General features: G+C 49.2%; 13 protein-coding genes. All 13 read right to left on the bottom strand.

Annotated elements, in window-relative coordinates; genetic code table 11:
- Positions 1-122 precede the first annotated feature (122 nt).
- The gene (locus tag E3J62_12680; protein ID TET43664.1) at positions 123-1,133 is read right to left on the bottom strand and encodes a glycosyltransferase family 9 protein; all 1,011 of its coding nucleotides are present in this window, start codon (positions 1,131-1,133) and stop codon (positions 123-125) included.
- Positions 1,130-2,215 carry a lipopolysaccharide heptosyltransferase family protein gene (locus E3J62_12685; GenBank protein TET43665.1) on the bottom strand — a complete coding sequence of 362 codons (1,086 nt, stop codon included), beginning with the start codon at positions 2,213-2,215 and terminating at the stop codon, positions 1,130-1,132. The genes E3J62_12680 and E3J62_12685 overlap by 4 nt, the downstream gene beginning before the upstream one ends.
- Positions 2,216-2,235: 20 nt before the next feature.
- Positions 2,236-2,571 (bottom strand): thioredoxin, encoded by a 336-nt coding sequence (gene trxA, locus E3J62_12690; GenBank protein ID TET43666.1) that lies wholly within the window; start codon positions 2,569-2,571, stop codon positions 2,236-2,238.
- Between the two features lie 12 nt (positions 2,572-2,583).
- Positions 2,584-3,882, bottom strand: a complete 1,299-nt coding sequence (gene rseP, locus E3J62_12695; protein TET43667.1) for an RIP metalloprotease RseP — start codon at positions 3,880-3,882, stop codon at positions 2,584-2,586.
- Between the two features lie 11 nt (positions 3,883-3,893).
- Entirely contained in the window at positions 3,894-4,232 is a 339-nt protein-coding gene (locus tag E3J62_12700) for a hypothetical protein (GenBank protein ID TET43668.1), read from the bottom strand.
- Between the two features lie 2 nt (positions 4,233-4,234).
- Positions 4,235-4,492 carry a translation elongation factor-like protein gene (locus tag E3J62_12705; GenBank protein ID TET43669.1) on the bottom strand — a complete coding sequence of 86 codons (258 nt, stop codon included), beginning with the start codon at positions 4,490-4,492 and terminating at the stop codon, positions 4,235-4,237.
- A 469-nt stretch (positions 4,493-4,961) separates the two neighbouring features.
- Positions 4,962-5,582: a hypothetical protein gene (locus E3J62_12710; GenBank protein TET43670.1), complete on the bottom strand. Its 621-nt coding sequence runs from the start codon at positions 5,580-5,582 to the stop codon at positions 4,962-4,964.
- Between the two features lie 49 nt (positions 5,583-5,631).
- Positions 5,632-7,554 carry a helix-hairpin-helix domain-containing protein gene (locus tag E3J62_12715; GenBank protein TET43671.1) on the bottom strand — a complete coding sequence of 641 codons (1,923 nt, stop codon included), beginning with the start codon at positions 7,552-7,554 and terminating at the stop codon, positions 5,632-5,634.
- On the bottom strand, positions 7,499-8,041 hold the full coding sequence (locus tag E3J62_12720) for an NUDIX hydrolase (protein TET43672.1): 543 nt from the start codon (positions 8,039-8,041) through the stop codon (positions 7,499-7,501). Before E3J62_12720 ends, E3J62_12715 begins: the two co-directional genes overlap by 56 nt.
- Positions 8,038-8,841 carry a hypothetical protein gene (locus E3J62_12725; protein ID TET43673.1) on the bottom strand — a complete coding sequence of 268 codons (804 nt, stop codon included), beginning with the start codon at positions 8,839-8,841 and terminating at the stop codon, positions 8,038-8,040. Before E3J62_12725 ends, E3J62_12720 begins: the two co-directional genes overlap by 4 nt.
- 125 nt (positions 8,842-8,966) lie before the next feature.
- The gene (locus tag E3J62_12730) at positions 8,967-9,413 is read right to left on the bottom strand and encodes a hypothetical protein (GenBank protein ID TET43674.1); all 447 of its coding nucleotides are present in this window, start codon (positions 9,411-9,413) and stop codon (positions 8,967-8,969) included.
- Complete coding sequence (rpmE, locus tag E3J62_12735) at positions 9,410-9,640, bottom strand: 50S ribosomal protein L31 (GenBank protein ID TET43675.1); 231 nt, start codon at positions 9,638-9,640, stop codon at positions 9,410-9,412. Before rpmE ends, E3J62_12730 begins: the two co-directional genes overlap by 4 nt.
- Positions 9,641-9,658: 18 nt before the next feature.
- Entirely contained in the window at positions 9,659-10,906 is a 1,248-nt protein-coding gene (locus tag E3J62_12740; protein ID TET43676.1) for a transcription termination factor Rho, read from the bottom strand.
- Between the last annotated feature and the right edge of the window lie 236 nt (positions 10,907-11,142).

The raw sequence follows: 11,142 nt of genomic DNA on the forward strand, positions 1-11,142 counted from the left end.
CCCTCCGAAGCCACGAAGGGCGAAGGAGGGTGTGATAATCTGTGGTTACAGGAATTCGACGGTCACCGCATGGGGTCTGACCCCAAATCGTTGGTTGGGCTTCAGTAATTCGTAGTTTGCAGTTAGAAGTTTGGCGCCTCTTCCAAGATCTTTTCCACAGCCTCAAAGACCTCTTCTGACCCGATTTCCTCCATACATCTGAAGTGGCCCTCAGGACACCTGACAGTCCCATGAAGACTGCAAGGCCTGCAATACAGGTCCCTCGAGATTGCTATGCCCCCTCCTCCGTATGGCGCAAACCCGAACTCTTCAATGGTCGGGCCAAAAATGATAGCTGCTCGAGTTCTTACTGCAGCTGCAATGTGGGCAGGGGCAGAATCGTTTGAGACGACCGCATCACATCTCGAAAGAAGGGCAGAAAGTCTTCCGATGTCTGTCTGTCCAATTGCGTTTATCACCTGCGCGCTCCCCTCCAGCACTTTATTGCCCACCTCAGCGTCAGCTTCATCCCCGACCATCACCACCGATAAATTCTTACTTGAGATGAGTTCATTGGCGATTTCTGCAAACTTCTGAGCCGGCCACATTTTTGTCTTTCTCCTCGCACCGGGCGCTATGCCCACAACCAAGCCCCCAGAGTAGTCATTTTCCAACAAGAATCCGTCAGCCCACACAATATCGTCAACATCCGGGCGCATAGCAGGCGCGGCGCCAGAAGTATCAACTCCCATCAGTTTTACTGCATCAAGATACCTATCCACCACGTGCAACCCTGGAGGTTTGCTTTTTCTAAGCAAAGCAAGCCTTCTGGAAACATGGTTCTTCTTGTACGTTATAACTCTTTTCGCGCCAGAAAGAACAGTAAGTGACCGCGACCTCGCATTCGAGTGAAGGTCAATAAGAACATCGAAGTCCTCTTTTCTCAACCCAAAGGCCAGGGCCTTGAAACTCTCGCCCTCCTTCCACTCAATAACCCTGCTCAGATAGGAGTTGTTCTTGAGAACACCCGCATATTGAGACCTGACAATGAACACAATTTCAGAGCGAGGGTAGGTCTGCCTGAGAACTTTCAGAACGGCGGTTGCCAGAACAACGTCTCCAAGAGAACTGAGTCTTATTATCCCGATCTTCACTGGAGCAAACCCATGACCGCAGAGTAGACTTCCTCAACCTTGATTGAGTTCACATCCATGTCTCCTGACCTGACTGCAATCACATGAGAACCCTTTGGCTTCCAAACATCCGGGTTTGTCTTTCCATAAATTCCTACAGCTTTTGTCCCCACTGAGGCAGCAACATGGAAAAGACCCGTATCGTTACCCACATAAACCTGGACATGCTTGAATATGGCCGCAAGAAGCTTTAGCTTCGTGGCTTTACAGATGATCGGTTCTGCTTTCATCTGCCTTGCAACATCTTCTCCCCAGCTCTCTCCTCTTCCCACAATCATGACAATTCTTGCATTTGGAAGCAAGGAGAGCCTGTCCCCCAGCTCTGAATACCTCTCCAGAGGCCACCTGGCATAATCACGTGCACCACCGGGATGAATCGCGAAGAGCTTATCATCTCTCTTAACGCCCCAGCTCTCTAAGGCACTGGCTGCCTCATCTTCCCACTCGCGGCCGACATACATCCGTTCTTTCACTTCCCCGATCGAGACCCCCAGGGGTTCTGCAATTGAGAGATACATTTCGGACATTTGCATTCTTTCTCGGGGAATAGAGACTTCAATATTGTAGAACGCGTTCTTTTTGACGCGAGGAAAGGTGGGTTCTGTCGGACCGATTCTGTATCTTGCCCTGCCCAGGAGGGTGACCATATCACTGGTGAAAGAATGTGATATGGTATTGAACACAATTGCAAGGTCAAATCCAAGAACCAGGCAGCGCGCAGCACATGCCAGATCTCTTACGCGCCAGTTGCCTAATCTCCTGTGGATGACAAGGACATCATCTACCAGAGGATCTTCGAGCACGACATCCTTTGTGTAGCCGCGGGTGCAGACAGCTATATATGCATTCGGGAACCTATTCCTGACCGCGGGTAAAACCGGACTAAACAAAAGAAGGTCGCCAAGCTGATCATGCTGCTTGACGAGTAGTATCCTTTTGACGGAGTCTATGTTTATGTCTCTGAAGTCTAGCTTATAGCCCGAGGAGAGACCACCAATAGCCCTGATGGCAATCTCTTTCAGTCTCCTCTCAAGTGCCCTCACACATTTTCCCCGAAGATCTCTTATGGAGTCAGGCCTAGCGCCAGATCGACTCTTGCCCTCAACTCATCAACTGCCACTGTGCCTATCACCTCATCAACAACTCTTCCATCCTTGAACAAAAGGATGGCTGGAATGCTGGTAATCCTGTGTCTTGTAGCTGCCATCTGGCTCTCTTGGACGTCAGCCTTGGCCACCTTCAGTCTGCCGCCGTACTCGGAAGCCAGTTCATCAATCAAAGGAGCAATTGCCTTACAAGGACTGCACCAAGGAGCCCAGAAATCTACCATGACCGGCAGATTCGACCTGAGCACCTCTTCTTCGAAGTTCTCGTCTGTGACTACTACTGCCTTCCCCATCCCCACCCTCCTTTAGCGAGCACTCCACCTCATCAAATCATTGAAGGTCACATATATCATGGCCATAACAAGGAGAATAAAACCTACCTGAGCAAAGATGAGCCTGGAAACTTTTGAAAGAGGCTTTCTCCTCACTCTCTCGAACGCGAGAAAAACAAGCTGTCCACCGTCAAGAGGCGGAAGCGGAAAAAGATTCAGTATGAAGAGATTCACCGAGAGAAAACCGAAAAAGTTGAAGAAGAATTCAGGGCCCCATCTCAACGACTCACCAGCAAGTTGAGCGATTGCTGCAGGTCCTCCTATCAGACTTGGGGAGACTCTCCGTGTGAACAAGTCAAACACAAAAAGAGCAATTCTCTTGAGAGTGAACCACGTTCTGAACGACCCCTCCACAATGGAACCCACGAGCGACATTCTCTGTCTTCCGAAAGGCATGAGAATCCCGATAAGGCCAACCTTTTCCGCCTTGTTCCCTGAAGCAATAATCTGAGACTTGGGCACAACCTCAGCACTCATCTCCTGGCCTTCTCTAAGCCACTCAATTACAATCTTTTTCCCAGGGCTAGCGTGGATTGCAACTACCATCTCGTCCCACCTACTAACATACTTTCCGTCGACTGAAGTCAGGATGTCTCCCGGCCTGAGGCCCGCTCTGTATGCCGGGCCTTCCTTCATCACATCGCCCACTTCCGTCCCTATGGCTGGCTCCAGACCCAACGCCCATCCGCCAAATGTATCATTGTATACAGGCGCTGCCCTGAGAAGATACTTCTTGCCCTGTCTCATTACGCGTAGCTCAAGAGGGCGGCCTTTTGACTCCTGAACTGCTTTCTCAATATCACCCCAGTGCGCCACCGCCTCCCCTGATACTGAAATCACACTATCACCAATGACAATGCCTGCTGTTGCTGCTGGCGAGTCTGGATAAACCTTTCCAACAGTTGTTGTCTTTATGACACCGATGCCAAAAGTATAAATGACTGCACAGAATATCAGGAACGCAAAGAGCAGATTGAACAAAGGCCCAGAAACCATTATCAGGCTTCGCTTCCAGATGCCCATATCAACGAAGGAATTATCAATACCTTCGCTTTCTTCCATCCCCGCGAACTTCACATATCCACCGAATGGGATCCATGAGAGACAGTATTCGGTGTTGTTTCTTGTTATGGCGAACATCTTGGGGCCGAGGCCAATAGAAAACTTCAGTACTCTCGCCCCAAGAAGTTTGCCCACCAGAAAATGGCCAAATTCGTGGATCAATACAGATAGTGAGAGTGCTACTGCTGCTGCGAGGATAGTCAGTATCATGGGGTATTACCCTAACAGGTCAGGTGGAGTGCTGCTGCAACCTTCTTCTCTCCAAGAAGACGGTTGTACTTGTTACACACAGATTCCGTCTTATCAACAATCAGCTCAACTCCCAGCGAGCTTACGTGGTTACGGGTGGCCTGTGGAACCGACATTAATCCCGAGGCACCTGTGCCAACGACAAGAACCTCAGGGCCTTCTCTCAAAACTTCCTTGAGGTCTTCTACGTTCAACACATGCCCCTCACGTCGCCACCAACTCCTGACAGACCCATCCTGCAAAATGAGTATGTCGCTCGTATGTTTCTCTCCAACGACCACGACTTCACCAAATCGGTATGAATCGATCAATGTTAATCGGTCACCAGAAAAATCTTGTCCCCACCTCTACACCGGTCATCAACCTTGATCCCGATTGAGTCGCCGGCCTTCACAACCTCCACTTGTTCATGCTCGATCTGCATTGAATCAATCTTCAGAGTAAGGTCCGTGGTGTGTCCGACAATGTGGATTGTGTCGCCAACTTTCAGCTCTCCAGAAGCAATCTCAATACCGGCAACGCCAATCTTCGCAAAATAGTCACTGACACGGCCAATTTCTGTTTCAGCCAATTGTTCCTCCTTTCTCCGCACCCGCGAACACGAATTTTAGAACGACTCCCATCCCCAAGTCAAGACTTTTCCGAAAAAGACCCCACCATCACTCCCCTACCCACCGCACCCTCGAAATTCCCCCAGCTTCCCACTACTCCTTCGAAATTCCACCCAATCCCCTCCCTACACCTTGGAAATTCCCGTCAGCCCACCCCTACACCTTCGAAATTCACTCATCCCAAAATAAGCACGCCACCGGACCAGAGCAACAAGCCAAAGTGTCATTGCGAGGAGGCCTTCACTCTGTGAAGGCCGACGCGGCAATCTCCAAGACATCAACAACAACGAGATTGCTTCTGCTCGCTTCGCGAGCATCGCAATGACAGGTTTTGCTTGGCTCTGAGAGGGTTGGGCCTCCTGTAATCAGGATCTTCGACAATTTGCGATGTGAAGTGTTCACCCGCAGGCAGGACTGCATAGCCCGGGGTTACGGCTGCTGCTCTTCTGGGATGCGCCGAATCGATGCTACCACATTTTCAATGCTCTTCACAGCGCTTGAATCCTGCTTGACCTTGACAAGTAGTGTGACCATTGCCTTTCCATCAGTTAGCTCGTACTGATAGCGCCAGTCTTCTTCGCCTGTCTTTTCCCACCCATAACCCTCCATGAAAGGTGTACGAATATGAGCAAGTTCCTTGAAAGGCCCTTGGAGAATCATAGCCTTCCCAAAGAGACGCACAGGACTCCATTTTGCATTCAACCACTTTTCAGTGATGCGGGAATGATGCGAAACCATTGTGCTGTCGCTATTGATTACAACAAGAACGAAAATCGAGTCCCATTTGAGGCTACAAAGAGCATGCTCGCCAGAATGTGCTACCGGCACGACGGTCGCCCCTGCGGGCACGACAAAGGAGAGACCAGCATAGCTCACAGTATCCTCCTTAGGGAATACAGCCGAATCGGATTTCAGGGTCTTCTCAAAAGGAACAGCCAATATGTCTATGTGGGGACCGAACAGGATAGCTATTCCCTTCCTGTATGCCAGGGGAAGCAAGGCACCCAACACTAGAGCAACAATACCAGCAATTATCAGCGCCCTTTTCACAATAACTCCCCCAACAGTATGCAGCCGGACTCAGGAATCGTCCAGATCTTTATTGTTTCGGCATCTGGAACTTGATGTCGGTCTGTCCTGCAACATTCCACTCCTCTTCCCCATCCTTTCTTTTCCAGGACACTTTTCCTGTAACTTTGAGCCAATTGACTGGACGAAAGCCAGCCAAGCCGTAGCCCATCGCACCTGTGCCGTTCACTACCACATTCCTCATCACCCCGGGCAGATCACTCTCATACTGGTAAAGCCTCGCATCCCAGGAATCCGTGTCAAAGACAGAAACTCTCCCTTTCAAGCTGACCGTAGCCACCGGTTTGAGAACAACTTCCCAGTACAGGAGCGAACCTGCATCTACAGTCGACTCCTCTTCAAGATGCGCTCTGACAGTTTCAAACCTTGCTATCAGGGTCGCCTTCTTTGAAGCCTTGAATTCCCCTTGGAGTCTGAACCCCCTCCTATCCTTGAAAAAGGCTTCTTCACCATAGGCAGATTTATCTCTCCCCTTCATATACACGCGCCCTTTGAACTTCAGCCTTTTGTGCACCTTGTGTTCGATTTGTAGTCTGAAGTCTCTTCCACTGGAACTGTACACACTCCCATAGCTTGGGCCGAGCTTTCTGAAAAGATCCATATACCCTGAGATCTTTGTTCGCTTGCCCAGCTTGTAGCCAACCTCCAGGTACCCACCCTCTTCGTTATCATCATCAGAGTCACTGAAACCAGCTGAATGTGGGCTGTAGAAATCCTCATCGTAGTGTCTGAGGAGAAGACCGGCATTTACCCTCTTCTCCTTGTACGAAAGACCAACAACATAACCCTCGCCCAACGATACAGACTTCGCAAATTCGCCGAAAAACTCAGTAAAGCCGAGCCCAACCTCAAAATCGGCTCCAACAACTCCAAAGGATTGGCCTGAAAATGTGTAGTAGTTGGTTGTCCTCTCAGCGATCGCAGGTTCGTACCTGCCAGAGTAGCCACTCATTCCCAACCGAAACCAACTGGTTGAAAACCGAGCTCTTCCTCCGAATATAGTCTCTCTCAGCCTATCGATTTTTCCAACTTCGTTCTCTGTCCTGTGAAGCCCATCATTGTATATGCTTCTTACCAGGCCCTCTTCGTTGATGGACGCATCCAGCTTTGCATCTGATACAAATCCGTGGATAACAAAATTCTTGAACCTGAATGTTGTGGCACCACCTCGAAGCAGACCCGCCTCGACCGTCGACCTGTTTGGTACTAAGCCCCTCTCTGAGCCCTTGGTAATTCCGGAGCCCTTTATTATGAACCTCGATGGACTGAAGACAAGTCCCTCCCCAAAATCGAGGGAGTAGTCTCCAAAGACTGAAGAGGCGAAGGGGCCCAAGTCTTTAACTTGTCCGCAGAAACTGAAAAAGTCCAGAAACTTTTCCTCATACGGATCCTTCTCAGCCAAAGCGGAGATCGAGATTTTCTCAGCAATATCCACAATCGCCCTGTTGTATATCCGCCTGGAGCTTCCGAGATGGAGATCCTCTTTTGGATGCTCATCTGCTACCCTGTTTCTGACTTGATAACGCCTCGTTATCGGAGTCCTGACCTTTCGCACACTCAGGTAAGGCAGGACTTTTTCGATCACCAACGCCGAAAAACCTTTCACATGGATGAGCTCGGACACATCCTTAAACAAGGTTTCCTTTTTCCTGTATTCAACAATGTTTTTCGCCATTGTGGGAGTTATCCACGGGATTTCTATTAGTTCTTCATGTGTCGCCCTGTTCAGATCCAAAGGATTCGCTCTCAATTCCTCAAGTCTTTCAAATAATTCAGGTGACTCTTTCACATCCGATGTAGCTTCAAATGTCTCTTCCAGCTCGGTCTGACCACCGCACGGTGACCATATCAAAAAGGAAAGGGCCAGGACGCCAAACCTAGTCACAAGAGACAAGTTCTTTACAATAGAGTAACGCGACAATAGTCTTTCCATCCTTTATCTTGCCCTTTTTAATGAGACCCAAAGCTTCCTGTACAGAGATCTCCATCAAACGGATGTTCTCATCAAAGTCGGGCTTGCTTTCTGTCTTTCTCAGCCCTCTGGCGATGTAGAGGTACAGTTTCTCCGAGGTGTACCCTGGAGTAGTGAAGAATGTGAGCACTCTCTCCATCGTATCCGCAAGATACCCGGTCTCCTCAAGGAGTTCGCGCCTGGCTGTGTCATCTGGATCCTCACCTTCTTCAAGCCTCCCCGCTGGTATCTCAATCAGGATTTCTTCAGCCGGATATCTATACTGTTCTTCAAGAACTATCCTTCCGTCGTCCAACAACGGCACGAGCCCCACGGCACCATTGTGTCTCACTACTTCTCTGCTCGTCTTCCTTCCGGAGGGCAGTTCTACCTCATCAACCAGTACGTCGAATACCCTGCCACTGTACACTGTTTTTGAACTCAGTTTTTTTTCCTTCATCTGGTTCACCTCCTATCAATTCCATAGCCCAGAGTCAACCCGTGGGTCAATCCCAATGGATGGTGCATCCTCACAGAATAGTCTACTGATAATCGAGCTAGAATCAAACCAAACCCGGCAGAAAATATCGAGGGGTCTGTAGAAAGACCGGAACGAACAGAAAAATGAGGATAAATGACAAGCTCCTGCCCCAGCGAAAGATTCAATCCCGCTCTACCCTCCTTGCTAACATCAATACAGAGTACAAACCTGTCCGCCAGAAACATTGCGCTCCCAACCTTGATGACTGTCGGGAGTTCTTCGCCAGAAGACCCTAGAGCCGGAAGGTTAATGTTTTTGCCCGTAGCCGAAATGGTAAGCCTCTCATCGACGACACCAAGAACACCTGCATCCAATCCAAATGTGGCATCCGACCCATAACCCATTATGGAAAGCGCCATCCCCTTTGCTGAAACTCCGAACGACATACCATGCATGTAGAAACCACAGCCCAGACCCAGAATCGATTCTCTGTACACCTTGTTCCCGAAGCTACTCGCGTAAGCGCCAAAACGGCCAATGTTAACCTCACCACAAACGAATGTCAGGTCGGGTTCACCAAATAGTTCTGTAGCAAATGTGGCCACAGAGACTCCACTGTTCAGGCCCAGAGTTGATGGATTGGTGCACAAACTGAAAGCGTCCAACAGTGCGCTCGTAGCATTGCCCATGGCATGCGCCCTGGCGCCCACAGGTATATCCTCAAACGCAGCATAGCAGGTGACACCAAGAGAAACAAAGAGGCTTATACATACAATTTTTTGAATCACGCCCGCAAAGGTGAGACCCTGATCATTTTTGAACCTATAAAGGGAGAACAGCTCAGAACCACTCTCCTCGATCAAAGATGGAGTGGCAAACGCCGAGGCTACTGCTCATGTCTTGGGGCCAGGCGTCACTCCAGAGGAACAATAGAAAGATGGACCTTTCCCAAATACGCTTTCTTCAAATTGTATACCCACTGTGCCCTGTATCCAGCGTTTATTCTGTGTCTTTTGATTAGACCCATGTACCAGAGTACAAGTTCGCCCGACTCCTCGTTGACCGAGGCGCCTTTGTACTCGAAATTGACAAAGCTTGCCCCGCTCTTCTCTTTGGGGTACAGATGCACACAGACTTCGTTCATGATTTGTGAATGCTTCTCAATTCTCTTTCTCTGGGCAACTATTTGTCTATCATAGTCTGAAGGTGAGTAAAGCATACTGCTCTTCTGCGGGTACTTTCCAGCGTGCGCCATCGAATAGTCGCCACGCTCAACCATTCTCAAAACGTCACTGTATGGGGAACAGCACAGAAGAAGTGCAAATGAAATGCAGATGAAGGTCAAAAGAAGCCTGTTCACTCTTCTTTAGAACCTTCCTCTGTTACTTCTTTCTTGCCATACTTCTTCATGAACTTCTCAACTCTTCCAGCAGTGTCCACAAACTTTTGCTTGCCGGTGAAAAAGGGATGGCAGGCAGAACATATCTCCACTCGGAGGTCTTTGACTGTGGAACGGGTCTCGATAACATTTCCGCACGCACATGTTATTGTGGTATCAAAGTATTCTGGATGTATCTTGTCCTTCATGGCATCCTTTCTCCTCTATCAGACGCTCATTGCCTTCAAGAAAACCTTATTGCTTTTGGTCTCATGCATCTTATTGATCAGGAATTCCATCCCTTCTAGTGGGTTCATCTCGTTGAGGAACTTCCTGAGTATCCAAACACGGTTGAGCTCATCCTCAGTAAGTAGTAGCTCTTCCTTCCTGGTGCCTGATTTGTTCAGGTCAATTGCGGGAAATACCCTCCTGTCGGCGAGCTTTCTGTCGAGAACGAGTTCCATATTTCCAGTTCCCTTGAACTCTTCGAATATCACATCGTCCATTCTGGAGCCGGTCTCAATGAGAGCTGTAGCGAGAATGGTGAGACTGCCGCCACTTTCGATATTTCTTGCGGCTCCAAAGAATCTCTTGGGCTTCTGAAGAGCATTGCTGTCCACGCCCCCGGACAGTGTCTTCCCGCTGTGGGGTATCACCACATTGTGGGCTCTGGCAAGACGGGTTATCGAATCGAGAAGAATGACCACATCTCTTTTCTGTTCGACCGCACGCCGCGACTTTTCAAGAACCATTTTCGCCACCTGGACATGGCGCTCGGCAGGTTCATCGAAAGTGGATGAAACGACCTCACCCTTGACATTCCTCTCCATATCAGTCACTTCTTCAGGCCGCTCATCAATCAGGAGAATAACGAGATCTATCTCTGGATGGTTCTCTGTGATGCTGTTGGCAATCTTCTGGAGAAGGATCGTCTTTCCTGCCCTGGGAGGAGAAACTATCAGCCCCCTCTGCCCCTTCCCAACCGGAGTCAGAAGGTCGACTACGCGCATATCCAGGTCCTCATTTTTTGTTTCCAGATGAACGCGCTCTGTGGGATATAGAGGAGTCAGGTTGTCAAACAGTATCCTCTCCTTGGCAACCAGTGGGTTCTCATGGTTGACCGCCTCAACCTTCAGGAGTGCAAAGAATCTCTCACTGTTTTTTGGGGGTCTTATCTGTCCGGAGACCATATCTCCGGTCTTCAAGTCGAACTTTTTTATCTGCGATGGGCTCACATATATGTCATCAGGTCCCGGGAGATAGCTGTAGTCTGGAGACCGCAGGAACCCATACCCATCCTCAAGAACTTCCAGAACACCCTCGCCGAAAATGAGGCCATTTGCCTCAGCCTGGGCCTGTATTATTCTGAAAATTAGCTCTTGCTTGCGTAGGCCGGCGTATCCAGACACACCCAGATCTTTTGATACCGCGTAAAGTTGAGGTATAGTCTTACCTTTGAGCTCGCTAAAGTCCATAACGCACCTTTTGGTTTAGGGGTTTTGTTGGAACTGCTAAAAAGAACTCAGGAAAACCTAGCCCGTTCTCTGTTTATATGGGGAGCCCTCCGAGATTCAAGCAATGAAATGAAGATCGTAGATCCAGCCATGAGATCTACAAAATCAACAGCATATTTTACCCCACGACCAGACATTGTCAAGTGTTTTTTTGAAGGAATGACTACATCAGTTTTGTGCCGTTAATGGTCAGCTCA

It is taken from the genome of candidate division TA06 bacterium (assembly GCA_004376575.1).
GTDB lineage: Bacteria > Hydrothermota > DG-26 > E44-bin18 > E44-bin18 > E44-bin18.

Excerpts from the sequence above, each read along its gene's own strand:
- trxA (TET43666.1), bottom strand. The coding sequence starts at position 2,571 with ATGGGGAAGGCAGTAGTAGTCACAGACGAGAACTTCGAAGAAGAGGTG.
- rseP (TET43667.1), bottom strand. The coding sequence starts at position 3,882 with ATGATACTGACTATCCTCGCAGCAGCAGTAGCACTCTCACTATCTGTA.
- E3J62_12715 (TET43671.1), bottom strand. The coding sequence starts at position 7,554 with ATGGAAAGACTATTGTCGCGTTACTCTATTGTAAAGAACTTGTCTCTT.
- rpmE (TET43675.1), bottom strand. The coding sequence starts at position 9,640 with ATGAAGGACAAGATACATCCAGAATACTTTGATACCACAATAACATGT.
- E3J62_12740 (TET43676.1), bottom strand. The coding sequence starts at position 10,906 with ATGGACTTTAGCGAGCTCAAAGGTAAGACTATACCTCAACTTTACGCG.